This window comes from Mangrovibrevibacter kandeliae (assembly GCF_024519155.1).
GTDB lineage: Bacteria > Pseudomonadota > Alphaproteobacteria > Rhizobiales > Rhizobiaceae > Mangrovibrevibacter > Mangrovibrevibacter kandeliae.
The window spans coordinates 182942-206157 of record NZ_JANIFJ010000004.1 but is presented as its reverse complement, the minus strand read 5'-3'; the positions used below and the strand labels follow the sequence as shown (position 1 = coordinate 206157).

Genomic DNA, 23216 nt, shown 5'->3' with positions numbered 1-23216 from the left:
GCTTCGCCGGCATGGCGCTGCAGCCTCGCATCGTCTCCAACAGCTTCCGGGTCCCATCATGCAGTTCCACCTCAACGGCTTCAGAACCGGCAGTCCCGAGATCGCCGAAGCGGCGGGCGCCCCGCGCAGTGACGCGCTGCCGGACGCGGTCGACGTCCTGATCGTCGGCTGCGGGCCGGCCGGCCTGACGCTCGCCGCGCAGCTCGCCGCCTTTCCCGACATCACGACGCGCATCGTCGAGCAGAAGCCGGGACCGCTGTCGCTCGGGCAGGCCGATGGCATCGCCTGCCGGACGATGGAGATGTTCGAGGCCTTCGGCTTCGCCGACCGCGTCCTGAAGGAGGCTTACTGGGTCAACGAGACGAGCTTCTGGAAGCCGGACGAGACCGAGCGGGGCCGCATCGTGCGCGCCGGGCGGGTGCAGGACACCGAGGACGGCCTGTCGGAGTTTCCGCACGTCATCCTCAACCAGGCGCGGGTGCACGACTTCCTGCTGGACGTCATGCGCAACGCGCCGACCCGGCTGGAGCCGGACTACGCCCGCCGCCTGCTCGACCTCGAGATCGACGCCGGGCCCGAGTCCGCCGCCTCGCATCCGGTGACGGTGCGGCTGGAGCGCACCGACGACGCGCATGCGGGTGTGGTGGAGACCGTACGCGCTCGCTACGTCGTCGGCTGCGACGGTGCCCGCAGCGCGGTGCGCCGCTCGATCGGCCGGGCGCTGCACGGCGAGGCCGCGAACCAGGCCTGGGGCGTGATGGACGTCCTGGCGGTCACCGACTTCCCGGACGTGCGCCTGAAGGCAGCGGTCCAGTCGGCAAACGAGGGCAACCTCCTGATCATCCCGCGCGAGGGCGGCTATCTCATCCGCATCTATGTCGAGATGGACAAGCTCGCCGAGGACGAGCGCGTCGCCAGCAAGAACCTCACGGTCGAGCACCTGATCGCCGCCGCACAGCGCATCCTGCAGCCCTACACGCTCGAGGTGAAGGAGGTCGCCTGGTGGTCGGCCTACGAGATCGGCCAGCGGCTCTGCGACAAGTTCGACGACGTGCCCGAGGGCGACACGGAGCGCATGCCGCACGTCTTCATCGCCGGCGACGCCTGCCACACGCACAGCCCGAAGGCCGGACAGGGCATGAACGTGTCGATGCGCGACAGTTTCAATCTCGGCTGGAAGCTGGCGGCGGTGCTGCGCGCACAGGCTGGCGAGCACCTCTTGCACACTTATTCGGGTGAGCGGCATGCGGTCGCCCAGGAGCTGATCGATTTTGATCGCGAGTGGGCGAAGATGTTCAGCGCCCCGCCGAAGTCTTCGGGCGAGACGAGCGGCGACGGCGTCGACCCGGCCGAGTTCCAGCGCTATTTCGTTCAGAAGGGCCGCTTCACCGCCGGCACGGCGACGCAGTACCAGCCCTCGCTGATCACCGGCGGACGCGATTGGCAGGCGCTTGCCACCGGTTTCCCGCTCGGGATGCGCTTCCACTCGGCGCCGGTGATCCGGCTCGCCGATGCCAAGCCCGTGGAACTCGGCCATGCGGTCAAGGCGGATGGCCGCTGGCGCCTCTTCGCCTTCGCACCCGCGGCGCGCGAGGGCGGGAGCGAGGCGATCGCCACCCTCTGCCGCTTTCTGTCGACCGCTTCCGACTCGCCCATCCTGCGTTACACGCCGAAGACAGCCGACATCGATTCGGTGATCGATGTGCGCGCGGTGTTCCAGGAGGGCCATCAGGCTCTCGACCTGGAAGCGATGCCGCCGCTGCTGCTGCCACAGAAGGGCCGGTACGGACTGCGCGACTACGAGAAGATCTTCTGCGCCGACCTGAAGAGCGGCCGCGACGTCTTCGAGATGCGGGCGATCGATCGCCAGCGCGGTTGCCTGGTCGTGGTCCGCCCGGATCAGCACGTCGCCCACGTTCTGCCGCTCGACGAGCTCGACGCGCTCGCCGCTTTCTTTGCCGGCTTCATGCGGGACGCCGGCTGAACCCGTTCACGGCGCCATCCCTCATGACGCTGACAACTGCGTGATCGGGACGATCCCGATCCGCCGGCCGGAACTTCCGCGAACGCTCCTGCTTATACTCCGGCCCTGTAGTGTTTGTGAGGTGGCGTGTCGATGGCGTTCGCGTTCGATCCGGTGGTGGCGGTGCCGGCCCGCGATGAAGCCGCCCGCCTGCCCCGCCTGATCGCCGCTCTCGGTGCGCAAGACTGGTATGCCGGGGCGGGTCGGCCGCTGCCGGTCGTGATCGTCTTCAACAACTGCACCGATGCCTCGCTCGCCGTTGCGCTCGACGCGGCAGCCTGCCAGCCGGGACTGGCGCTTCATCCCGTCGTCGTCGCCTTTCCCGCACCCGAGGCGCATGTCGGATCGGCGCGCCGACTTGCCGTCGAGGAGGCTCTGGCGCTTGGCGGCGCGGAAGACCGGACGGTGATCCTGACCACCGACGCCGACGCGGTCCCTCCTACGGATTGGGTTTCCGCCAACCTCGCGGCGCTCGAGCGGGGCGCCGATGCCGTCGGCGGACGCCTGATCGGAGATCCGGCGGAAGAAGCGCTGCTCGGCCCAGATTTTCGGCGGCGGGCGCTCGACCAGTGGTTCTACGCCGAGCGCGTCGACCGGCTGTCGAGCCTCATCGATCCGCTGCCGCACGATCCCTGGCCGCGGCACTGGGACCACAGCGGCGGCAGCCTCGCGGTGCGCGGGTCGGCCTACCGCGCGGTCGGCGGCCTGCCGGCGCTGCCGGTGCGGGAGGATCTCGGGCTGGTGAGCCGGCTTCGCGCCGGCGGCTTCAAGCTGCGGCACGACCTGGCCGTCACCGTCACCGTATCGGCGCGCCTCAAGGGCCGTGCCGCCGGCGGCATGGCCGCCTGCATCCGCGACTGGGTGGCCGCGGAGGCGGAAGGCCGGGCGCATCTCGTCGAGGACCCGCAGGCGATCTTCGACCGCCTGACACTGCGGCGAGCCCTGCGACGGCTGGACGAGCCTGCCCGCCCGACCCTTGCGGAGGCGGCGCGTCTGCTGTCGATGTCGCCCGGCGGGCTGCGCGAACTGGCGGAGCGCGACAGCGGCGCCGCGCTCGTCGAGCGCTTCGCCGGAGACGCGCCCGATGCGCCGCCGACCGTGCCGGTGGCGCAGGCCATGCGGTCTGTCGAGGCGATGATCGCGACAGCGGAAGGAGAACAGGATGCCGCGTGATGCCGCGCCTTCGCCGGGTGCCCTCGTGGAGGATGCGCTCGCAGAGGTGACCGCCGCGGCCGCCCTCAGATCGGTCGACAACGACGCCGGGGCTTGCTTTCCACACGCGGCGATGGAGGCACTGGGTGAACTCGGGCTGATCCAGGCCCCTCCGCTCGGTGACATGCGCCGCCTGCTGCGGGTGCTGTCGGCTGTCGGGCGGGGCGACCTCAGCACCGGTCGCATCTTCGAAGGTCACGTCAACGCGCTCTGGCTGGTGCGTCGCTTCGGCTTGCCCTCCCAGGTCGAAGCGGTCGAAGCGATCCTCACTGCGGGCGGCAGCCTCGGCATCTGGAACACCGACATTCCCGACCGCCCGCTGCGACTGGAAGACGGGCGGCTGGTCGGCGGCAAGAGCTTTGCGACCGGGATCGACGGGTTGAGCCATGCCATCGTGACGGTGCCGACGAATGACGGGCGACAGATGCTGCTGATGCCCCTGAGCGGACTGCCGGTCGACCGCAGCTGGTGGCGCCCGCTCGGCATGCGCGCCTCCGGCAGCCACGTCGTCGACTTCAGCGGCCTGCCGGTCGAGCCGGCGATGCGGCTGGGTGCGCCGGACGACTATGTCGGCCAGCCCTGGTTCTCCGGCGGCGCGATCCGCTTCGCGGCGGTGCAGACCGGCGGCGCCCACGCGGTGCTCGACGCGGTGCTCGCCCATCTGCGGCGCGCCGGGCGCGCCGGCGACCCCTATCAACGCCATCGCCTCGGCCGGATGGGGATCGCCGTCCAGTCCTGCCGGCTCTGGCTGGACCATGCCGCCGAGGCCTGGAGGGCGGCCGAGGACGAACCCGAAGCGGGGCCGGTCGCCGATCGGCTGGTCGCCGTCGCCAACGCGACGCGCTGTGCCGTCGAGGCCGCGGCTCTGGATGTGCTCGAGATCGCCGAGCGCAGCGTCGGTGCCGCGGGCTTCATCGCCCCGCATCCACTCGAGCGCCTGATCCGGGATCTGCGGACCTATCTGCGCCAGCCCAATCCGGACGGCGCGCTGGCGGGCGCCGGCGCGGCGCTCGCGGCGGGAGACTGGTTGCCAGGCGGCGGTGCGCCGTGAGCGATGTCCGCGATCCGCTGTCGCTGCCGCATCGACGCATCCTCGTCGTCGCGCCGCACCAGGACGATGAATCCCTCGGCTGCGGCGGCCTGATCGCAGCTCTGGCAGCCGACGGTCGGGCGCTCTCCATCCTCTTCGTCACCGATGGCGGCGCGTCGCATCGCAACTCCCCGACCTGGCCGCGCGCGCGTCTCGCGACGCAGCGCGAGCAGGAGGCGGAAGAGGCGCTGGTGCGGCTCGGAGCCGCGCGTGCCCCGCGGATCTTCCTGCGCCTGCCGGACGCGGCGATGCCGCCGGCCGGCACGCCGGCGCACGCGGCGGCACTGGCTCGAGTGACCGAGCTCGTCCGCGCCTTCGAGCCCGACCTCGTCATCCTGCCCTGGCGGCGCGACCCGCACTGCGATCACCGCGATGCCTGGCTGCTGACGACGCAGGCCCTCTCCGCCGCCGGGCTCGATCCGGAGCGACTGGAGTATGCCGTCTGGCTGGACGAACTCGGTCACCCGGACGATCATCCCCTGCCGGGCGAGGCGGAGCGGGTGGTGTTCGACATCGATGCGCAGGTGGCGCGCAAGCGCGCCGCGGTGGCGGCGCATCTCAGCCAGGCGAGCGACCTGATCGCGGACGACCCGGAGGGGTTCCGCCTGTCGGCCGGAACCATCGCGCGCCTGACCGGCCCGCTCGAGGTCTATTGGCGGCCGCTCCGATGAAACCGATCGATCCGGACGGGTTCGAGGCGAAGTTCAGGGCGAACGAAGATCCCTGGAACTACCGCTGGTCGCGGTTCGAGATGCACAAGCGGCAGGTCCTGGTGCGGGCCTGCGGCAGTCGGTTGTTCGGCCGCGGGCTCGAGCTCGCCTGCGCCAACGGCGAGACGACGCGCGCGCTGGCCGCGCGATGTCTGAACCTCCTGGCTGTCGACGCAGCGCCCACCGCCGTTGCTGCCGCTCGTCGGCGCACCGCCGATCTCGCTCATGTTGAAATCCGCCAGGCACGCCTGCCGGAGGAGATCGCGCCGGGCCCGTTCGACCTCGTCGTCATGTCCGAGATCGCCTACTACCTGTCGCGCCGGGACCTTGCGCGGTTGCTCGACATGCTCGACCGGCGCCTCGCACCCGGCGGTCGGCTCGTCGCGCTGCATCACGTCCGACCGTTCGACGACGCCGCGCAACCGCCGGCCATCGCGCATCATGCGATCCTGCAGGCCTTTGGACGTCGGATGATCCCGTGCGGCGCATGGGCAGGCCGCGACTATCGCTGCGTCGCCTTCAAGAAGCCGCGGTCATAGGCCGACGGCGGCCTCGACGCGTATCGAGGCGCAACGCAAGCGGCCACTGCGGCCTCAGCGTGCGGGACGGCCCATCGGCACGGGCACCGGAGGCACCGGCCCCGCGGAGGCAGCGACGGCCGGCTCGCTTTCAGCCGCCGGTTCCGCTCCGGCCCGGCCGCTGCCCTTGGCGGACGCCGCGAGGACGGCGCGGCAGGCGCGCGGCATATCGGCCAGCGTCATCGGCGGCTTCGGCTTCGGCGGCTTGGTGCCGGGCTTGGGCGGCTGCAGGGCGACGTTGAACCACCAGTCGAGCTGATCGCAGCCGTCCCCGCTTCCGGTCGACTGCTGCGTCTCGCAGTCCGGCGAGCCCGGCTGGCAGAACAGGCGCACGTGGAAGTGCTCGTCGTGCCCGTAGTAGGGCCGCACCTTGTTCAGCCAGGCGCGGTCGCGACCCGCCGTCTGACACAGCTTCTTCTTGATCCCGGGATTGACGAAGATCCGCTGCACCTTGGGATCCTCGGCGGCAAGTTTGAGAAGGCCGAGATGGCTGGCGGTCCAGATCCGGTCGTCGACCTCGAAGGTCCCCTTCTTCAGCATCGACCGGAACTCGAAGGTTTCGCGCTGGGCGACCGACAGGCGCGGGTTCGGCATCGGCCGGAACCAGATGTCGGCGTCGAGGCCGACCTGATGCGAGGCGTGGCCGTAGGGCAGCGGTCCCCCACGGGGCTGCGACATGTCGCCGACCAGAAGGCCCGGCCAGCCGTCCTCGGCCGCGGCCTTGCGCGACAGGCGCTCGATGAAGTCGACCAGCGCGGGCGTCCCGAAATGACGGTTGCGCGACAGGCGCATCGCCTGCCAGGTCGGACCGTCGACCGGAAGCGCGTCGGCGCCGGCGAGACAGCCCTTCGCGTAGAAGCCGATGCTCTCGGTCGGCTGCGCCGACGGCGCCTTGACGGCGCTGAAGAGCTGCTTGGCGGGGGTCGACTGGGCGAAGGCCGGTGCGCTCAGCGACGCCGCAAGAAGAGCCAGGCCGGCCAGGAGCCCGCGCGAAACCGTCATCGTCATCTCCTGGATCCCTGCCTCGCGCTGCGGCCGCCGCTCGTGATCGCAGTCCTGCCGCCCGGATGCGTCGCTTTCGTGGCGGTCGCCCCGCTCAGACGCTCTCCCAGCCGCCGCTTTTGCCGGCCCGGTAGAGCGCGTCGATCACCCGCTGGTTGGCCACCGAGTTCTCCAGCGTGAAGATCGGCGCGTCCTCGCCCCTCGCCCTGCGAACAAAGGCTTCGACCTGCAGCCGGTACTGGTCGGTCTTGCCGAAGCGGAAGACCTCCGCCCGTCCGTGCGCCTGGTCCTCCAGCCGCAGCACCGGATGGCCGTAGCTCCCGACGTTGAACGGCGTCTCGATCTCGATGAAGCCGTCGCTGCCGTGGAACACCATCGACTGGCGCGCCGCCATCTGCGTGGCGACGTAGAAGGAGCAGTCGAAGTCGGCGAAGCGCAGCCGGCAGTCGGCATAGATGTCGGTGCCGAAGGCGGGATCGCGCACCACCCGCGCCGCGGCCTCCAGCGGCTCGGCGCCGGTGACGAGCCGGGTGACGACGGTCGGGTAGACGCCGATGTCGGGCAGCGCGCCGCCGCCGAGCTCCGGCCGGTTGCGCATGTTGGACGGGTCGACGTTGTGGTAGCTGAAGGCGCCCTGGACATGCCGGAGCGTGCCGATCGCGCCGCTCGCGATCAACGCGCGCGTCTTGGCCCATTGCGGGTGGTGCTGCACCATGAAGGCCTCGGCGACGGTAACTCCGGCCGCGTCGCGCGCGGCGATCAGCGGCTCGAGGTCCCCGGCGTTCAAGGCGATCGGCTTCTCGCACAGGACGTGCTTGCCGGCCTCGATCGCCTTCAGCGTCCACTCGACGTGCTGCGCGGTCGGCAGCGGGATGTAGATGCCGTCGATGTCGTCGCGCGAGAGCAGCTCGTCGTAGGAGCCGAGCGCGAGCGGGATCGCATACTGCCGCGCCACCTCCTCCGCGCGCACCACGTCGCGGCTGGCGATGGCCGCGACGACGCCGTTCTGCGATGCCGCGATCGCCGGTATCAGCTGCTCGCGGGCGATCTTCGCGCTCGACAGGATGCCCCAACGAAACATGATACGCCTCCCTTGCTTCCGGCGCCCTGTCTACACCGCTTGCCGCCGGCACGCGACCGCGCATCGCGGGACAGGCCCCCCTCGCCTTGCTCGCGTCACACGCGGCGGGCTAAGCCTGCCCCAGCGCGAAGACGAGGACACCGGCCATGGCACATCCCTCCCCCGACAGCCTGCCCTACCGCCCCTGCGTCGGCATCATGGTGCTGAACGCCTCCGGCCTCGTCTGGGTCGGCCGGCGCATCGCGGAGCCGAAAGGCGAGATGGAGGGCGCGGCCAAGCTCTGGCAGATGCCGCAGGGCGGCATCGACGAAGGCGAAGACCCGCAGCAGGCCGCCTATCGCGAGCTCTACGAGGAGACCGGCATCAAAAGCGTCAGCCTGCTTGGCGAGACGCCCGATTGGGTGACCTACGAGCTGCCGCCCGAGCTCGTCGGCATCGCCCTGAAGGGAAAGTTCCGCGGCCAGAAGCAGAAGTGGTTCGCCTTCCGCTTCGAGGGTGCAGAGAGCGAGATCGCCATCGATCCGCCGCCCGGCGGTCACACCGCCGAGTTCAGCGAGTGGGCGTGGAAGCCGATGGACGAGGTGCTCGACCTCATCGTGCCGTTCAAGCGCGGCGTCTACGAGGAGGTGATCGCGGCCTTCCGTCATCTCGGCGCAGCGACGGGGACCTGACCATGCAGCTCATCGGCATCCTCGGCGGCATGAGCTGGGAATCGACGGCGCTCTATTACAAGCTGATGAACGAGCACTGCCGGGAACGGCTCGGCGGGCACAGCTCGGCCCGCCTCGTGCTTCATTCGGTCGACTTCGCCGAGATCGAAGCGCTGCAGCGGACGGGCGACTGGCCGGCAATGGCGGCAATCCTCGGCGAGGCCGCCAAGGGTCTCGCGGCGGCGGGCGCGGCCTTCCTGGTGATCGCGACGAACACGATGCACCGGGTCGCCGACGTGATCGCGGCGATGAGCGGGCTGCCGGTCCTCCACATCGCCGATCCGACGGCCGAGGCGCTGCAGCAGGCAGGCGTCACGCGGGTCGGCCTGCTCGGCACGCGCTTCACGATGGAGCAGGACTTCTATCGCGGCCGGCTGACGGAGCGCCACGGGCTGGACGTGCTCGTTCCGGAGGCCGAGGACCGGGCAGAGGTGCACCGGATCATCTACGACGAGCTTGTCTTCGGCACCGTGCGCGAGGAGTCCCGGGCGATCTATCGCGGCGTGATCGAGCGCCTCGCCGAACAGGGCGCCGAAGCGATCATCATGGGCTGCACCGAGATCACCCTGCTGCTGCGCCCGCAGGACTCGGACCTGCCGCTGTTCGACACGACGGCGCTGCACGCGACGGCGGCCGTCGAGCGGGCGCTCGAATATTGCCGCTTAGCTTAAGCTATGCAGAAAGATTCGGAAGACTGTTAATTATCGCCAGGATCTCTGATGTCAACGCTGACATCTGAGCCCTATGTCGTCCTTCTCTATCAATTATGTAGTCATTCCATAGTGCCTTCTCGCCTTCGTCAGCGGCGCCGCGAACCATTTCGCTTCTGATCATCTGGTCTGCAAATCGCCTTAGCTTATCGACCTCATACAATACTCGTCCCCGGACATCATCAAACTTTGTTTTATCGGAATGGCCCAGAAATACTCTAATTTCACCTATAGCATCAAGACTCTCGAATGCCTTATTTGCATAATATATGGTGTGATACATCGCGTCAAATGCTCTAGGCTTAGACTTTTCTTCGTCTATCAGCGATTTGTAAGGATCAGATAACGGCAGCATCGTTTGAAAATCGGGCCCGAACGCTGATTGAAGAGCAGCATCAAGTATCATAAGTTGTCGCAGCGCGCCGGTGCGGACCTCCGACATCGTCGAGTAATCCACCTGCTGTTTCCACGCGCTCAGGGCATTTATCGCAATAACGAGGGTGACATAGGATATCGATATATTTATAATATTTAATATAACGTCCGTCTTTTCGTAAAGCGTCAAAGAACCTCACGCTTTACCCTTCCACTCATATAGCGCGTTATACGTACACCATTTTTGACTTTGTGATAATATATGTCCCCCGATGCATAGTGAAATGTCGCTACCCGCTTGTTGCCATCGTGGTCAAACTTTATGGCTACGAATTCGCCATTAATTTGCGTCCGCAAGGAGCTACTTGTCGGCGGCATAATGTCTTGCTTGAGGTATCTAGCAGGAGTTCTGTTGACATCTTTGTAGACGTCTGCCTCCAGTTCTTGATTGGACGATGCCGCAGCCGTCACGCCAGTGTTGATGTCGGGTATGAGGACGACAGGATCATTGATCTTGAGCGCGAACACCGTCCCCCCCCCACCCCCAATCTCCGATTGCACTATTGCAATACCACACGTCACGAGAATTGCCTAGGCCTAAGGCAGCACGTCTAGTGGTGAATCGGAGATACGCTGGGCACCGCCACAGAACTATTCGGCGGCGCCACCGACGCAATCACTCAAGCTATCCAAGGCCCGAGCTTGTTCGTCCTAACTCACTGGCGCGCCAGCGCCTGAGCGTTCGGGAAACCCGCCAGGCGCTGAGCGACGTCTCCCGCGCGAGCGCTGTAGAGGATGAGCTTGAGATACCCGAGGACCGCGTCCTCCGGCACCAGGCCGTCCGGAAAGAAGTTCCGGGCTTCGGCCGTCGTCCCCACGAAGCGGCTGTCGAGCGAGTTGTTGCGATTGTCGCCGAGGACGAAGTAGTGGCCAGCGGTCACCGTGACCTCGGCCGTCTCGTCGCCCCCTGCGTGTGCCGCCGTACGCTCAATGACGTAGCTGCGCCCGCCGGGCAATGTCTCGCGCAGGAAGCTGCAGTCGCGCCCCGGCATGCAGGCCCCCGCGAGCGACTGGACCAGTTCGGTGCGCAGCGGCACGGCGTTCAGCACCACGATGCCGCCCTGCATCTGCACGCGATCCCCGGGCAGACCGATGAGACGATCGACTTGAGTTGATCCATCCGGCGTGCGGAAGACGAGGATGTCCCCGCGCTTCAGCGCCGAGGCTGGATCGCGCGCCTGCGCCGCGGTCGCATCTTGCGCACGCGCGTCGTCGTCAACGCCGTCGAAGCCGGCCGTGACCACGTCACCGGCGCCGAGCGTCGGCAGCATCGAGTCGCCGGGGATGGTGATGGTCTCGACTGCGAAAGCCGGACCCGCCGGACAGAGAAGCAGGAACAGGACCGGTATCAGGGCACGCCGCATGTCTGAACTCCGATGGCGGCCTGAAGCGACCGCCGCCGGACATCTAGCGCGCCGGCGGTCACATGCCGATGGCGGCGCGGGCGTCCCTGAGCTGGCCGAGCTGAGCTTCGGCATGCGAACGCTTTTCCGGCGTGTCGGCGTCCGCCACGTCTTCCTCGGCGTTGCGGATCTGCTGGTCGAGATCCTCCGGCTTCAGGTCCTCGACCGGCGTCGCCGTTTCGGCGAGGAGGGTGAAGCCCTGCATCGAAATGTCGGCAAAGCCGCCGCGCACATAGATGCGGCGCTGGGCGCCGCCGCTGGTGGTCGCCTCCACCACACCGGGCTTCAGCGTCGTCATCAGCGGCGCGTGGCCGGCCATGACGGTCAGGTAGCCTTCCGTGCCCGGCACCACGACGGCAGTGACGTCCTCCGACATCAGGAGCCGCTCGGGCGAAACGAGTTCGAACTTGAAGCTGTCGGCCATCCTGCCCATCCCGTGTCGCGACGCTGGAGGTCGCCGATAAAGCGAAAGCCGGCGCGCCGGCTTTCTCAGGTCGTTCTCATGGAGCCGGCAGCCGCCGGCCCCTCGACGCGCTCAGCCGCTCAGGCGGCCTTGGCCATCTTCTCGGCCTTCTCGATCGCCATGTCGATCGAGCCGACCATGTAGAAGGCCGACTCCGGCAGGTGATCGTAGTCGCCGTTGACGAGGCCCTTGAACGAGCGGATCGTGTCCTCGAGCGGGACCAGCTGACCCGGGGTGTTGGTGAACACCTCGGCGACGAAGAAGGGCTGCGACAGGAAGCGCTCGATCTTGCGGGCGCGGGCGACCGTGAGCTTGTCCTCTTCCGACAGCTCGTCCATGCCCAGGATCGCGATGATGTCCTGCAGCGACTTGTACTTCTGCAGGATCTGCTGGACCTGGCGCGCGACCGTGTAGTGCTCCTCGCCGACGATCATCGGCGACAGGATGCGCGAGGTCGAGTCGAGCGGATCCACCGCCGGGTAGATGCCCTTCTCGGAGATCGCGCGGTTCAGCGTCGTCGTCGCGTCGAGGTGCGCGAAGGAGGTGGCCGGCGCCGGGTCGGTCAGGTCGTCGGCCGGCACGTAGATGGCCTGCACCGAGGTGATCGAGCCCTTGGTCGTGGTGGTGATGCGCTCCTGCATCGCGCCCATGTCGGTGGCGAGCGTCGGCTGATAGCCCACCGCCGAGGGAATGCGGCCGAGCAGCGCCGACACTTCCGAACCCGCCTGGGTGAAGCGGAAGATGTTGTCGACGAAGAACAGCACGTCCTGGCCCTGGTCGCGGAAGTGCTCGGCGATCGTCAGGCCCGACAGCGCGACGCGGGCGCGCGCACCGGGCGGCTCGTTCATCTGGCCGTAGACCAGCGCGGCCTTCGAACCGGCGGTCGAGCCGTTGTTCTCGTGCGGGTCCTTGTTGACGCCGGACTCGATCATCTCGTGATAGAGATCGTTGCCCTCGCGGGTGCGCTCGCCGACGCCGGCGAACACCGAGTAGCCGCCATGCGCCTTCGCGACGTTGTTGATCAGCTCCTGGATCAGCACGGTCTTGCCGACGCCGGCGCCGCCGAACAGGCCGATCTTGCCGCCGCGGGCATACGGCGCGAGCAGGTCGATCACCTTGATGCCGGTGACGAGGATCTGGCTTTCCGGCGACTGCTCGATGTAGGGCGGGGCCGGCTGGTGGATGGCGCGCTTCTGTTCGGCGTTGATCGGGCCGACCTCGTCGATCGGCTCGCCGATAACGTTCATGATGCGACCGAGCGTCTCGTCGCCGACCGGCACCGTGATCGGGCCGCCGGTGTCGCTAACCGCCTGGCCGCGCACCAGTCCCTCGGTGAGATCCATCGCGATGGTGCGGACGGTGTTCTGGCCGAGATGCTGGGCCACCTCGAGCACCAGCCGCGTGCCGTTGTTGTCGGTCTCGAGCGCGTTCAGGATCTCCGGCAGATGCTCGTCGAACTCGACGTCGACGACGGCGCCGATGACCTGCGCGATGCGGCCGGTCTTCTGGCCGGTAGTGCTAATCGTGTCAGCCACCCTCGGGGCCTCCTTCTCGATGCTTAGAGCGCTTCGGCGCCCGCGATGATTTCGATGAGTTCGGTCGTGATCTGCGCCTGCCGCTGCCGGTTGTAGGAGAGCGACAGCTTGTTGATCATGTCGCCGGCATTGCGGGTCGCGTTGTCCATCGCGCTCATCCGTGCGCCCTGCTCGGACGCGGCGTTCTCGAGCAGCGCGCGGAAGATCTGGATCTTGATGTTGCGCGGGATGAGATCGGCGAGGATCTCGGCCGGATCCGGCTCGTACTCGTAGACGGCGCCGCCCGCCGCCTCGCGCACGGCCTCGGCACCCTCTTCGGAGGCGACCGCGGCCGGGATCACCTGCTGGGCCGTCGGCACCTGGGTGATGACGTTCTTGAACGCCGAGAAGAAGATCGTCGCGACGTCGAACTCGCCCGTCTCGAACATCTCGATGACCTTGGCGCCGATGGCGTCGGCATTGGCAAAGCCGATCTGCCGGACCTCGCGCAGGTCGCGCCGGTCGACGATCTTGCTGCCGACGTCGCGGCGCATCAGGTCGTAGCCCTTCTTGCCGACGACCATGTACTTCACCGTCTTGCCGGAGGCCTCGAGCCTGCGGCCGTGCTCGCGCGCCAGGCGCACGATCGAGGCGTTGAAGGCGCCGGCGAGGCCGCGCTCGGCGGTGAAGACGACGAGCAGATGCACGTCGTCCTTGCCGGTGCCGGTCATCAGCAACGGCGCGTCGCCCTCCATCGCACCGGCGATGTTGGCGAGCACCGCGGCCATGCGCTCGGCATAGGGGCGCGCCGCCTCGGCCGCATCCTGGGCACGGCGGAGCTTGGCCGCCGCGACCATCTGCATGGCCCTGGTGATCTTCTGCGTCGCCTTCACGGAGGCGATACGGTTGCGCAGGTCCTTTAGCGACGGCATGGGCTACCTTCTTCCTTCGCTCGAACGACTGGTCAGGCGAAGGTCTTGGCGTAGGCGTCGATCGCCGACTTCAGCTTGCCGCGGGTGTCGTCCGACAGCTGCTTCTCGGTGGCGATGGTGTCGAGCACGCCCTTGTGCTCGCTGCGCAGCGAATTGAGCAGACCCTGCTCGAACTCGCCGACCTGCGACACCTTGAGCTTGTCGAGATAGCCCTGGGTGCCGGCGAAGATCACCGCGACCTCCTCCTCCGTCTTCAGCGGCGAGAACTGCGGCTGCTTGAGGAGCTCGGTCAGGCGCGCGCCCCGGTTCAGGAGGCGCTGGGTCGAGGCGTCGAGGTCGGAACCGAACTGCGCGAACGCCGCCATCTCGCGGTACTGCGCGAGCTCGCCCTTGATCGAGCCGGCGACCTGCTTCATCGCCTTGATCTGGGCCGACGAGCCGACGCGCGAGACCGAGAGGCCGACGTTCACCGCCGGGCGAATGCCCTGGTAGAACAGGTTGGTCTCGAGGAAGATCTGGCCGTCGGTGATCGAGATCACGTTGGTCGGAATGAAGGCCGACACGTCGCCGCCCTGCGTCTCGATGACCGGCAGCGCAGTCAGCGAACCGGCGCCGTGGGCGTCGGAGAGCTTGGCGGCCCGCTCGAGCAGGCGCGAGTGCAGGTAGAACACGTCGCCCGGATAAGCCTCACGGCCCGGCGGGCGGCGCAGCAGGAGCGACATCTGGCGGTAGGCGACGGCCTGCTTGGACAGGTCGTCGTAGCCGATCACGGCATGCATGCCGTTGTCGCGGAAGAACTCGCCCATGGCGCAGCCGGTGAACGGCGCGATGTACTGCATCGGCGCCGGGTCCGAGGCCGTCGCCGCGATGACGATCGAGTACTGCATGGCGCCGCGCTCTTCGAGCGTGCGGACGAACTGCGCGACGGTCGAGCGCTTCTGGCCGACGGCGACGTAGATGCAGTAGAGCTTGTCGTTCTCGCGACCCTCGTCGTGGGCCGGCTTCTGGTTCAGGAAGGTGTCCAGAAGGATCGCGGTCTTGCCGGTCTGGCGGTCGCCGATGACCAGCTCGCGCTGGCCGCGGCCGATCGGGATCAGCGCGTCGATCGCCTTGATGCCCGTCGACATCGGCTCGTGCACCGACTTGCGAGGGATGATGCCCGGCGCCTTCACGTCGACGCGGCGGCGCTCGGTGGAGTCGATCGGGCCCTTGCCGTCGATCGGATTGCCGAGACCGTCGACGACGCGGCCGAGCAGGCCCTTGCCGACCGGCACTTCCACGATGGCGCCGGTGCGCTTGACCGTGTCGCCTTCCTTGATGTCGCGGTCCGAGCCGAAGATCACGACGCCAACATTGTCGGACTCAAGGTTCAGCGCCATGCCGCGGATGCCGCCGGGGAACTCGAGCATCTCGCCGGCCTGGCAGCTGTCGAGACCATAGACGCGGGCGATGCCGTCACCGACGGAAAGCACCTGGCCGACTTCCGAGACCTCGGCCTCGCTGCCGAAATTCTTGATCTGGTTCTTGAGAATTGCGGAGATTTCCGCGGCGCGGATTTCCATCAGCCGACCTCTTTCAGCGCGAGCTTAAGGGAGTTGAGTTTGGTGCGGAGCGAGGTGTCGATCTGACGCGACCCGATCTTGACGACGACGCCGCCGAGGATCGCGGGATCGACCCGCTCACGCATCTTCACGGTCTTGCCGGAGTAGCTGCCGAGGGCGTCGGCAAGCTCGCCGCGCTGGGCGTCGGTCAGGGGCCGAGCGCTCGTCACCTCGGCCTCGACCTCGCCGCGCGCAGCGGCGGCAAGCTGGCGAAACGCCCGGATCATGCCGGGCAGCACGAAGAGCCGCCGGTTGCCGGCGACCACCTTGAGGAAGTTGCCGGTGAGCGCGCTCGCACCGACCGCCTGAACGATCGCCGCGATGGCGCGCGACTGCTCGTCGGAGGTGAACGCCGGGCTCTCGACCAGGCGCCGGAAGTCGGCATCCTCGTCGATCAGCGCCTGAAACTGGGTGAGTTCCGACTCGACCGTGTCGATCGAGCCCTCGTCGCGAGCGAGCTCGAAGAGCGACTGGGCGTAGCGTTCTGCGACTCCTGAGACAGGAGAGGATGATTCAGCCACGGACGTCCGCTTTTCTTCCGTTTTCTGTTCAAGACCGACCGGCGCCGCTTGCGGCGGTGAGGATCAAGCCGTTGAAACCGTTGATTTTCCTCCCGCCCCGAAGCCGTGGAAAGCCTCGCGCCAGCGGAGTTGTGGACCCTCTAGCATAGGGTTTTGCCGTCGACAACACGCGGTGCGCCCGGAAATGCGACAATCCGCCCGACCTCACGTGCGGAGCCTTAGAGCCGCCGCGCGCCGCGGGGCGGGAACGGTGGAAGAGACGTCGTGGCCGAGCGCCCGCCGCAACCACAAACCGATGCAACAAAACTGTTGCACTCCCATCGCGAGCATGCGAGGGATCGCGGACCCATGCGGATGCGTTCGCCGATATCGGTCGAGGCCTTCGCAAGCAGAGATCTGGCCATGCGTTATCCCTTCGCCGTCGCGGCGGGGCCGCAGGAGCGGCTCCTCATCACCTGCCCGCTCCTGCCCGAAGTCTCGGTCACCTGCGCCGATGACGACGACACAGACATCGTCTCGCCGGTGCGCGAGGCAATCTGGGCCGCCTTCGCCACGCGGATCGCCGATCGCCGGGCCATCGCCCTGCCGAGCGAGGAGCCGACGCTCTTCGTCAGCTTTCCGCCGATCACCGTCCTGAAGATCGAGTTGCACAACGCGATGGTGGCGACCGGCATGCGCAAGGCGCATCTGCGGCGTCTCCTTGGCGACGTCCAGCCGATGATCGTCGACCGGCTGCTCGACATCGATCACGCCTCCCGTCTGGTGCAGCTCGAGGCGGCGCTCGCCGCAATGGGCCGGGAGATCGTGATCACCACCCGCGCCGCCGCCTGAGGAGCCCGGGCATCGCGGCGGGGCCGAGAGCCCGAGCGGGGTCGTCACATCTCAAGCCTTGTCTGCGATCGTCCGACGGCGGCGAGCCGGCCCTTCCGGCCGAATCATTGCTGGCGTTTTGCGGCGCACTGGCTATGTTTGCGCCGATTCTAAACTGGCAGCCGGGACAGAAGACATGGTCGAGTTGGCGCTTCCGAAGAACTCCAGGATGACCGAGGGCAAGGTCTGGGAGAAGCCCGCGGGCGCCACCAACCTGCGCGAGTTCCGCATCTATCGCTGGTCGCCGGATGATGGGCAGAACCCGCGCATCGACACCTTCTACGTCGATCTCGACGACTGCGGGCCGATGGTCCTCGATGCCTTGCTCTGGATCAAGAACAAGGTCGACTCGACCCTGACGCTGCGTCGCTCCTGCCGCGAGGGCATCTGCGGCTCCTGCGCGATGAACATCGACGGCGGCAACACGCTGGCCTGCACCAAGGGCATGGACGAGATCCGCGGGGCCATCAAGGTCTATCCGCTGCCGCACATGCCGGTGATCAAGGACCTCGTGCCCGATCTCAGCCTGCCCTACGCGCAGCTCGCCTCGATCGAGCCGTGGCTGCAGACGGTGACACCCGAGCCGGAGAAGGAGTGGCGCCAGAGCCACGGCGACCGCGAGAAGCTGGACGGCCTCTACGAGTGCATTCTCTGCTTCTGCTGCCAGACCTCCTGCCCCTCCTACTGGTGGAACGGCGAGCGCTATCTCGGTCCTGCCGTCCTCCTGCAGGCCTATCGCTGGCTGATCGACAGCCGTGACGAAGGCACCGGCGCCCGCCTCGACAATCTCGAGGACCCGTTCCGGCTCTACCGCTGCCACACCATCATGAACTGCACGCAGACCTGCCCGAAGGGCCTGAACCCGGCCAAGGCGATCGCCGAGATCCGCAAGATGATGGTCGAGCGGCGGGTCTGACGCCCTCGCGCTGGCCCGGCGACGGCTCACAGGGCCGTCGCGGCGAGTTGTCTTGTCCGTGCAGCCGGGCATTTGGTCTATGATCCGCTTGCCTGACGGCGCCTTCGGCCGCCGTCGGAGCCGGATCGAGATCGGAGGCAGGTGATGCAGATGAGTGCGAAGCGGGCGACCGGACTGGCCTTTGCCGCAACTCTCCTGGCGGCGGGCGCCGCCGGACCCACGGGCGCGCAGCAGAAGACCGAGACGGCGATCTTCGCCGGCGGCTGCTTCTGGTGCGTCGAATCCGACTTCGACCACGTCACCGGCGTCCTCGACACCACCTCGGGCTACACCGGCGGCAGCCTGAAGGATCCCACCTATCACCAGGTTTCGGCCGGCGGCACCGGGCACTACGAGTCGGTGCGCATCACCTTCGATCCGTCCAAGGTGTCCTACGCCCAGCTCCTCGACGCCTACTGGCACTCGGTCGACCCGACCGACGGCAGCGGCCAGTTCTGCGACCGCGGCGCCAGCTACAAGACCGCGATCTTCGCGACGTCCGATGCGCAGCTGAAGGAGGCGCAGGCCTCCGAAGCCGCGATCGAGAAGGATCTCGGCCGGAAGGTGGCGACCAAGGTCGTCCCCGCCTCGACCTTCTACCCGGCCGAGGACTACCACCAGGACTATTACGAGAAGAACCCGCTGAAGTATCGCTACTACCGCTACGCCTGCGGCCGCAACGCGCGGGTCGAGGAGGTCTGGGGCGACAAGGCCTATGAGGGCATCAAGGACCACTCGAGCTGAGGCGACGAAGCAGGCGACGCCGATACGCCGGCCTCTGATCGGCTCCTGCGCGCTCTCCATCGGCAGCTTCTCGACGGTCGACCCGCAGCGGCCTGCCGCCTGACCCGCGCGCGTCGTGCAACGGCGCGCGGGCCTGTCGCGTTCGGCGGCCTCTGGCCGGCGGCGCGGCGCGTCCCAGATTCGGGTCCGAAGCCGTCAGGCTCATTGATATCCGGAACCCGAAGGAGACGATCATGGCCACCAAGACCGGTGTCACCCTGCACTCGACCAAGAACCCGCAGAACGAGAACCAGCGCAAGTCGATGGTCGAGCTGCTGCAGAAGCATCTCGGGACCGCCATCGACCTCAGCTACCAGGCCAAGCAGGCCCACTGGAACGTCAAGGGCATGAACTTCATCGCCGTGCACAAGCTGTTCGACCAGTTGCACGAGGAGACGGAGGAGTATGTCGACAAGATCGCCGAGCGGCTCACCGCGATGGGCGGGCAGGCGCGCGGCACGGTGCAGGCGTCGAGCGAGAACACCCTGCTCGACCCCTACCCGCTCGATCTCGTCAAGTCCGAGGACCATCTGAAGCGGCTCGCCGACTCCTTCGCCAAGTGGAGCGGCGCGGTGAAGGAGGGCATCGAGGAATCGGACGAGGCCGGCGACGACCTGACGTCCGACCTCCTCACCGAGGTCGGCCGCGGCCTCGACATCTCGCTGTACTTCCTGGAGAGCCACTTCCAGGCCTGACCGCAGGCGGAGCGGGCGGCGGCTCCCCGCCGTCCGCCGGCACGCGGCCTTCGACAGCGATGCTTGCCATCGCCCGGCGCGGCGCCACAATCGCGGGATGCTGACGCTCTTCGATTTCGCCGCGCTCCTCCTCGTCTTCACGGCCGTGTTCGGCTGGGCCAACCGGCTGTTCGTGAAGCTTCCGAACAACATCGGGCTGCTTGTGCTCGGCCTTGCCGCGTCGCTGCTCCTCGTCGGTTTCCACGCCGCCGTCCCGTCCCTGCGCTTTCCGACCGAACTCGCCAACACCGTCCAGTCGATCGACTTCAACAAGACGCTGATGGACGGGATGCTCGGCTTCCTCCTCTTCGCCGGCGCCCTGCATGTCGACTGGAGCACGCTGAAGAGCCGCAGCCTGTCGGTGGGGCTGATGGCGACGCTCGGCGTCGTGATCTCGACCTTCGTCGCCGGCACCGCCTTCTACCTGGTGCTGCGCTGGAGCGGCTTCGAGCTTCCCTATGCATGGGCGCTGGTGTTCGGCGCGCTGATCAGTCCCACCGATCCCGTGGCCGTGCTCTCGACGCTGAAGGCCGTGCAGGTGCCGAAGACGCTCGAGATCGACATGGCCGGCGAGTCGCTGTTCAACGACGGCGTCGGCGTCGTCGTCTTCACCATCGTGGTGGCAATCGCCGTGGGCGGCCCGGAGGGCGGCTCCATCGGCCTCGCCGACGTGGCGGAGCTGTTCGCCGTCGAGGCGCTCGGCGGCGCCCTGTTCGGCCTCGCGACGGGCTACGTCGCCTACCGGATGATGCACGCGATCGACGACTACGCCATCGAGGTGCTGATCTCGCTCGCCCTCGTCATGGGCACCTATGCCCTGGCGCAGGACCTGCACCTGTCCGGTCCGATCGCCGTGGTCGTCGCCGGTCTCCTGATCGGCGAACGGGGCTTCGCCTATGCGATGAGCGACGTGACGCAGCGCTACGTCACGGGCTTCTGGCTGCTCGTCGACGACATCCTCAACGCGCTCCTGTTCATGCTCATCGGGCTCGAGCTCCTGGTCATCCAGTACCAGGCCTCGCACCTCCTCGTCGGCTTCGCCGCGATCCCGATCGTGCTCGCCGCACGCTGCGTCGCGGTCTACCTGCCGTTCCAGGTGGTGCGGCTGCGCGAGCGGTTCTCGCGCGGCACGGTCGCCGTCTTGATCTGGGGCGGCATTCGCGGCGGCATCTCGGTGGCGCTGGCCCTGTCGCTGCCGAGCGGCCCGGAGCGCGACATCATCCTCGCCGCCACCTATGGCGTCGTGATCTTCTCGATCCTCGTCCAGGGCCTGACGCTGGAGCGGCTCGTCCGCTTCGCCATCCGGCCAAAGGAGGAGGAACCGCCGCCGGCTGCCGACCGCGAAGCACACGCGCCCACGGCCGGTTGAACGGTGGACGGCGGACGGACGACGCGCCGGGTGATCCTTGTCGGCGCCGGCCACGCGCATCTGGAGGTGCTGCTCGCGGCGAGGGCGTTCCGGCAGCGCGGCACGGAGCTGTGCGTCATCGACCCCGGCCGCTTCTGGTACTCCGGGCTCGGCTCGGCGATGCTCGCGGGCACCGCGAGCGAGGAGGCCGACACCGTCGACCCGCAGCGGCTCGCGGCAAGCTGTGGTGCCACGCATCTGTGCGGCCGAGTTGCCGGCCTCGATCGCCCGGCACGGCGCCTGATCCTGGCGGATGGCCGCCGGCCGTCCTACGACCTCGTCTCGTTCAACGTCGGCAGCACGGTCCGGCAGCCGTTTCCGGTCGACTCGCCCGACGTGTGGACGGTGAAGCCGATCGCCAACCTGCAGCGGTTGCGGCAGGCGCTGCTGGCCGACAGCCGGCCTTTGACCATCGCCGTCGCCGGCGGTGGTCCGACGAGCTGCGAGCTTGCGGGAAACCTCCTGCGGCTGGCGAGGGATGAGCGCCGAGCCTTCCGGGTGATCCTCGTCTGTGCCGCCGACCGGCTGCTGCCGAAGGCGCCCCCGGGCGCGTCCGCAGCGGCGGCGCAGCGGCTGGGGTCAGCCGGCGCCGAGATCCTGCTGAACCGGCGCATCGCCTCGGTGAGGCCGCACCGCATCGTCTTCGCGGATGGCGCCGGGCTCGACTTCGACGTGCTGGTGCAGGCGACCGGCCTCGCCGCCAGTCCGGTGATGGCGGAGCTCGGCCTGCCGACCCGGCGGAGCGGCGAACTGGAGGTGACGACGGCGCTGCATGCGCGCGAGGATGCGCGGGTCTTCGCCGCGGGGGACTGTGCGGCGATCGAAGGTTACGACCTGCCGAAGATCGGGGTCTACGGCGTACGTGCCGGGCCGATCCTGCGCGACAACCTGCTGGCCGCCCTCGACGGCAGACCGCCGGAGGCCTATCGGCCGCAGGCACGCTATCTGTCGATCCTCGACCTCGGCGACGAGACGGGCCTCGCCATGCGCGGCCGGCAGTGGCGGCACGGCCGGTTGATGCTGTGGCTGAAGCACTGGCTCGACCGGCGGTTCATGCGGCGCTACCAGCGCCGCTACGGCGCATGACGACGCGGGCCTTCCCGCGTCGTCACGACGCTCCGGTCAGATGCTCTGGCCGGTCTTCTTCCAGTCGGCGAGGAACTGCTCGAGGCCCTTGTCGGTCAGCGGGTGCTTGACCAGAGCCTTGAGGGTCGACGGCGGCACGGTGGCAACGTCGGCGCCGAGCAGCGCGGCCTCGCGCACGTGGTTGATGGTGCGGATCGAGGCGGCGAGGATCTCGGTCTCGAAGTCGTAATTGTCGTAGATGCGACGGATGTCGGCGATCAGCTGCATGCCGTCGATGTTCATGTCGTCGAGCCGGCCGATGAAGGGCGAGATGTAGGTCGCACCGGCCTTGGCCGCGAGCAGCGCCTGGGTCGCCGAGAAGCAGAGCGTGACGTTGGTCTGGAAGCCGTCATCGGTCAGCGTCTTGCAGGCCTTGAGGCCATCGAGGGTCAGCGGCAGCTTGACGCAGACATTGTCGGCGATCTCGGCGAGGATGCGACCTTCGCGCACCATCTCCTCGGCCTCGAGCGCGGTAACCTCGGCCGAGACCGGGCCCGGCGTCACCTCGCAGATCTCGGCGATCACCTCCTTCATGGGGCGGTTCGCCTTCAGGATCAGCGACGGATTGGTGGTCACGCCATCGATCAGGCCCGCATCCTCGAGCTCGCGGATGTCGTTGACGTCGGCGGTGTCGACGAAGAATTTCATGGGTGCCTCTCGCAAGTGAGGATGTGTCGCGCGACCCTTATCAGGAGTCCGGCGGACGACGCTATGGCCTGTACCTAGGAATGTTCGGGAGTCTTTGCCAGATCGCCCGAAGGGCGCAGGCGTCGAGGCGAGGCGCCAGCGCGGCCGCACCGGCGGCAGCGCCCCCGCCTTCGACCGGTCCTCTCGCCTTGCGGCCGAAAACGCCCTAGCCTTCCGGTGAGGCACCGGAGAGCGCCCCGAACGGGAGGATATGGGAAGATGCGTAAGTGGATCAGGCTCGGCGTCGCTGCGGGCCTCATGGGCTGTGCCAGCCTCGGAACGCTGCCGGCTCGGGCCGACGACACGGTTCCGGATGCGCCTCCCGACACCGCGACACGGAGCCAGATGCCGGCGCCCGGCAGCCCGGATCAGGTGAAGCTGATCACGGGCCTCTGCGGCATCCAGATGAAGGACATGAGCGAAGGCGCCTGTCACTGCCTCGCCGAAAAGACCGTCGAGGGGCTCAGCGACCCGCAGCGCGACTATCTCATCGCGACCGTCGTCTCGCCGCCGGTGGCCGAGCGCATGCTGAAGGACAAGCGCGTCGGCCAGGCGGATCAGGTGGAGATCTTCGGCTTCCTCAACACCCAGTCGGATGCCTGCCGGGCCGGGGAGAGCCAGACGGGTGGCAGCGCGCCGGCATCCGCCGGCAAGGGCTGAGCCGGTCGG

The 23216-nt window shown here is 67.9% G+C and carries 25 protein-coding genes; 14 read left to right on the top strand and 11 right to left on the bottom strand.

What is annotated here, in order from left to right:
- The first annotated feature begins 58 nt into the window (after nucleotides 1–58).
- The 5 genes from NPA30_RS12755 (at nucleotide 59) to NPA30_RS12735 (ending at nucleotide 5574) form a co-directional block, all read left to right on the top strand.
- Complete coding sequence (locus tag NPA30_RS12755) at nucleotides 59–1984, top strand: FAD-binding monooxygenase (RefSeq protein ID WP_256803084.1); 1926 nt, start codon at nucleotides 59–61, stop codon at nucleotides 1982–1984.
- 132 nt (nucleotides 1985–2116) lie between these two features.
- On the top strand, nucleotides 2117–3196 hold the full coding sequence (locus NPA30_RS12750) for a glycosyltransferase (protein WP_256803083.1): 1080 nt from the start codon (nucleotides 2117–2119) through the stop codon (nucleotides 3194–3196).
- Nucleotides 3186–4286, top strand: coding sequence for an acyl-CoA dehydrogenase family protein (locus tag NPA30_RS12745; RefSeq protein ID WP_256803082.1), 1101 nt, complete (start codon nucleotides 3186–3188; stop codon nucleotides 4284–4286). Before NPA30_RS12750 ends, NPA30_RS12745 begins: the two co-directional genes overlap by 11 nt.
- Complete coding sequence (locus NPA30_RS12740) at nucleotides 4283–4996, top strand: PIG-L deacetylase family protein (protein ID WP_256803081.1); 714 nt, start codon at nucleotides 4283–4285, stop codon at nucleotides 4994–4996. The genes NPA30_RS12745 and NPA30_RS12740 overlap by 4 nt, the downstream gene beginning before the upstream one ends.
- Nucleotides 4993–5574 carry a methyltransferase gene (locus NPA30_RS12735; protein ID WP_256803080.1) on the top strand — a complete coding sequence of 194 codons (582 nt, stop codon included), beginning with the start codon at nucleotides 4993–4995 and terminating at the stop codon, nucleotides 5572–5574. The genes NPA30_RS12740 and NPA30_RS12735 overlap by 4 nt, the downstream gene beginning before the upstream one ends.
- Nucleotides 5575–5628: 54 nt before the next feature.
- On the opposite strand, the gene mepA is transcribed toward NPA30_RS12735, so the two are convergent.
- Both mepA and NPA30_RS12725 read right to left on the bottom strand, forming a co-directional pair.
- A complete protein-coding gene (gene mepA, locus NPA30_RS12730; protein ID WP_256803079.1) occupies nucleotides 5629–6615 on the bottom strand; it encodes a penicillin-insensitive murein endopeptidase in 987 nt (328 codons plus the stop codon).
- A 94-nt stretch (nucleotides 6616–6709) separates the two neighbouring features.
- A complete protein-coding gene (locus NPA30_RS12725) occupies nucleotides 6710–7696 on the bottom strand; it encodes a Gfo/Idh/MocA family protein (RefSeq protein ID WP_256803078.1) in 987 nt (328 codons plus the stop codon).
- A 146-nt stretch (nucleotides 7697–7842) separates the two neighbouring features.
- Here NPA30_RS12725 and NPA30_RS12720 point away from each other — a divergent pair, with 146 nt between their 5' ends.
- Both NPA30_RS12720 and NPA30_RS12715 read left to right on the top strand, forming a co-directional pair.
- Nucleotides 7843–8367: an RNA pyrophosphohydrolase gene (locus tag NPA30_RS12720; protein ID WP_256803077.1), complete on the top strand. Its 525-nt coding sequence runs from the start codon at nucleotides 7843–7845 to the stop codon at nucleotides 8365–8367.
- 2 nt (nucleotides 8368–8369) lie between these two features.
- Nucleotides 8370–9077, top strand: coding sequence for an aspartate/glutamate racemase family protein (locus NPA30_RS12715; protein ID WP_256803076.1), 708 nt, complete (start codon nucleotides 8370–8372; stop codon nucleotides 9075–9077).
- Between the two features lies 1 nt (nucleotide 9078).
- Here the strand turns inward: NPA30_RS12715 and NPA30_RS12710 are convergent, their stop codons facing one another.
- The 8 genes from NPA30_RS12710 to NPA30_RS12675 all read right to left on the bottom strand — a co-directional run bounded on the left by NPA30_RS12710 (nucleotide 9079) and on the right by NPA30_RS12675 (nucleotide 15985).
- The gene (locus NPA30_RS12710) at nucleotides 9079–9681 is read right to left on the bottom strand and encodes a hypothetical protein (protein ID WP_256803075.1); all 603 of its coding nucleotides are present in this window, start codon (nucleotides 9679–9681) and stop codon (nucleotides 9079–9081) included.
- A complete protein-coding gene (locus tag NPA30_RS12705) occupies nucleotides 9678–10019 on the bottom strand; it encodes a hypothetical protein (RefSeq protein WP_256803074.1) in 342 nt (113 codons plus the stop codon). Before NPA30_RS12705 ends, NPA30_RS12710 begins: the two co-directional genes overlap by 4 nt.
- 188 nt (nucleotides 10020–10207) lie before the next feature.
- Nucleotides 10208–10915 carry a signal peptidase I gene (gene lepB, locus NPA30_RS12700; protein WP_256803073.1) on the bottom strand — a complete coding sequence of 236 codons (708 nt, stop codon included), beginning with the start codon at nucleotides 10913–10915 and terminating at the stop codon, nucleotides 10208–10210.
- A gap of 58 nt (nucleotides 10916–10973) precedes the next feature.
- A complete protein-coding gene (locus tag NPA30_RS12695) occupies nucleotides 10974–11378 on the bottom strand; it encodes a F0F1 ATP synthase subunit epsilon (RefSeq protein WP_256803072.1) in 405 nt (134 codons plus the stop codon).
- 119 nt (nucleotides 11379–11497) lie between these two features.
- Nucleotides 11498–12952, bottom strand: a complete 1455-nt coding sequence (gene atpD / locus NPA30_RS12690) for a F0F1 ATP synthase subunit beta (RefSeq protein ID WP_256803071.1) — start codon at nucleotides 12950–12952, stop codon at nucleotides 11498–11500.
- Nucleotides 12953–12975: 23 nt separating this feature from the next.
- Nucleotides 12976–13863, bottom strand: coding sequence for a F0F1 ATP synthase subunit gamma (locus NPA30_RS12685; RefSeq protein WP_256803070.1), 888 nt, complete (start codon nucleotides 13861–13863; stop codon nucleotides 12976–12978).
- Between the two features lie 32 nt (nucleotides 13864–13895).
- Nucleotides 13896–15425: a F0F1 ATP synthase subunit alpha gene (atpA, locus tag NPA30_RS12680; protein WP_256803069.1), complete on the bottom strand. Its 1530-nt coding sequence runs from the start codon at nucleotides 15423–15425 to the stop codon at nucleotides 13896–13898.
- Nucleotides 15425–15985: a F0F1 ATP synthase subunit delta gene (locus NPA30_RS12675; RefSeq protein WP_256803068.1), complete on the bottom strand. Its 561-nt coding sequence runs from the start codon at nucleotides 15983–15985 to the stop codon at nucleotides 15425–15427. Before NPA30_RS12675 ends, atpA begins: the two co-directional genes overlap by 1 nt.
- A 402-nt stretch (nucleotides 15986–16387) precedes the next feature.
- Here NPA30_RS12675 and NPA30_RS12670 point away from each other — a divergent pair, with 402 nt between their 5' ends.
- The 6 genes from NPA30_RS12670 (at nucleotide 16388) to NPA30_RS12645 (ending at nucleotide 21821) form a co-directional block, all read left to right on the top strand.
- On the top strand, nucleotides 16388–16816 hold the full coding sequence (locus NPA30_RS12670) for a type II toxin-antitoxin system HicB family antitoxin (RefSeq protein ID WP_256803067.1): 429 nt from the start codon (nucleotides 16388–16390) through the stop codon (nucleotides 16814–16816).
- A gap of 175 nt (nucleotides 16817–16991) precedes the next feature.
- Complete coding sequence (locus NPA30_RS12665; RefSeq protein ID WP_256803066.1) at nucleotides 16992–17771, top strand: succinate dehydrogenase iron-sulfur subunit; 780 nt, start codon at nucleotides 16992–16994, stop codon at nucleotides 17769–17771.
- Between the two features lie 150 nt (nucleotides 17772–17921).
- On the top strand, nucleotides 17922–18554 hold the full coding sequence (msrA, locus tag NPA30_RS12660) for a peptide-methionine (S)-S-oxide reductase MsrA (protein WP_372338801.1): 633 nt from the start codon (nucleotides 17922–17924) through the stop codon (nucleotides 18552–18554).
- Nucleotides 18555–18787: 233 nt separating this feature from the next.
- The gene (dps, locus tag NPA30_RS12655) at nucleotides 18788–19288 is read left to right on the top strand and encodes a DNA starvation/stationary phase protection protein Dps (RefSeq protein ID WP_256803063.1); all 501 of its coding nucleotides are present in this window, start codon (nucleotides 18788–18790) and stop codon (nucleotides 19286–19288) included.
- A 97-nt stretch (nucleotides 19289–19385) separates the two neighbouring features.
- Nucleotides 19386–20696, top strand: a complete 1311-nt coding sequence (locus NPA30_RS12650; RefSeq protein ID WP_256803062.1) for a cation:proton antiporter — start codon at nucleotides 19386–19388, stop codon at nucleotides 20694–20696.
- A gap of 30 nt (nucleotides 20697–20726) precedes the next feature.
- Nucleotides 20727–21821, top strand: a complete 1095-nt coding sequence (locus tag NPA30_RS12645) for an NAD(P)/FAD-dependent oxidoreductase (RefSeq protein WP_256803061.1) — start codon at nucleotides 20727–20729, stop codon at nucleotides 21819–21821.
- Nucleotides 21822–21857: 36 nt separating this feature from the next.
- Here the strand turns inward: NPA30_RS12645 and fsa are convergent, their stop codons facing one another.
- Nucleotides 21858–22508 (bottom strand): fructose-6-phosphate aldolase, encoded by a 651-nt coding sequence (gene fsa, locus NPA30_RS12640; RefSeq protein WP_256803060.1) that lies wholly within the window; start codon nucleotides 22506–22508, stop codon nucleotides 21858–21860.
- Nucleotides 22509–22766: 258 nt separating this feature from the next.
- Between fsa and NPA30_RS12635 the strand changes: the two genes are divergently transcribed.
- Nucleotides 22767–23207 carry a hypothetical protein gene (locus NPA30_RS12635; RefSeq protein ID WP_256803059.1) on the top strand — a complete coding sequence of 147 codons (441 nt, stop codon included), beginning with the start codon at nucleotides 22767–22769 and terminating at the stop codon, nucleotides 23205–23207.
- The last annotated feature ends 9 nt before the right edge of the window (nucleotides 23208–23216 follow it).

Excerpts from the sequence above, each read along its gene's own strand:
- NPA30_RS12755 (WP_256803084.1), top strand. The coding sequence starts at position 59 with ATGCAGTTCCACCTCAACGGCTTCAGAACCGGCAGTCCCGAGATCGCC.
- NPA30_RS12750 (WP_256803083.1), top strand. The coding sequence starts at position 2,117 with ATGGCGTTCGCGTTCGATCCGGTGGTGGCGGTGCCGGCCCGCGATGAA.
- NPA30_RS12745 (WP_256803082.1), top strand. The coding sequence starts at position 3,186 with ATGCCGCGTGATGCCGCGCCTTCGCCGGGTGCCCTCGTGGAGGATGCG.
- NPA30_RS12735 (WP_256803080.1), top strand. The coding sequence starts at position 4,993 with ATGAAACCGATCGATCCGGACGGGTTCGAGGCGAAGTTCAGGGCGAAC.
- mepA (WP_256803079.1), bottom strand. The coding sequence starts at position 6,615 with ATGACGGTTTCGCGCGGGCTCCTGGCCGGCCTGGCTCTTCTTGCGGCG.
- NPA30_RS12725 (WP_256803078.1), bottom strand. The coding sequence starts at position 7,696 with ATGTTTCGTTGGGGCATCCTGTCGAGCGCGAAGATCGCCCGCGAGCAG.
- NPA30_RS12720 (WP_256803077.1), top strand. The coding sequence starts at position 7,843 with ATGGCACATCCCTCCCCCGACAGCCTGCCCTACCGCCCCTGCGTCGGC.
- NPA30_RS12715 (WP_256803076.1), top strand. The coding sequence starts at position 8,370 with ATGCAGCTCATCGGCATCCTCGGCGGCATGAGCTGGGAATCGACGGCG.
- lepB (WP_256803073.1), bottom strand. The coding sequence starts at position 10,915 with ATGCGGCGTGCCCTGATACCGGTCCTGTTCCTGCTTCTCTGTCCGGCG.
- NPA30_RS12695 (WP_256803072.1), bottom strand. The coding sequence starts at position 11,378 with ATGGCCGACAGCTTCAAGTTCGAACTCGTTTCGCCCGAGCGGCTCCTG.
- NPA30_RS12685 (WP_256803070.1), bottom strand. The coding sequence starts at position 13,863 with ATGCCGTCGCTAAAGGACCTGCGCAACCGTATCGCCTCCGTGAAGGCG.
- atpA (WP_256803069.1), bottom strand. The coding sequence starts at position 15,425 with ATGGAAATCCGCGCCGCGGAAATCTCCGCAATTCTCAAGAACCAGATC.
- NPA30_RS12670 (WP_256803067.1), top strand. The coding sequence starts at position 16,388 with ATGCGTTATCCCTTCGCCGTCGCGGCGGGGCCGCAGGAGCGGCTCCTC.
- NPA30_RS12665 (WP_256803066.1), top strand. The coding sequence starts at position 16,992 with ATGGTCGAGTTGGCGCTTCCGAAGAACTCCAGGATGACCGAGGGCAAG.
- msrA (WP_372338801.1), top strand. The coding sequence starts at position 17,922 with ATGAGTGCGAAGCGGGCGACCGGACTGGCCTTTGCCGCAACTCTCCTG.
- dps (WP_256803063.1), top strand. The coding sequence starts at position 18,788 with ATGGCCACCAAGACCGGTGTCACCCTGCACTCGACCAAGAACCCGCAG.
- NPA30_RS12650 (WP_256803062.1), top strand. The coding sequence starts at position 19,386 with ATGCTGACGCTCTTCGATTTCGCCGCGCTCCTCCTCGTCTTCACGGCC.
- fsa (WP_256803060.1), bottom strand. The coding sequence starts at position 22,508 with ATGAAATTCTTCGTCGACACCGCCGACGTCAACGACATCCGCGAGCTC.
- NPA30_RS12635 (WP_256803059.1), top strand. The coding sequence starts at position 22,767 with ATGCGTAAGTGGATCAGGCTCGGCGTCGCTGCGGGCCTCATGGGCTGT.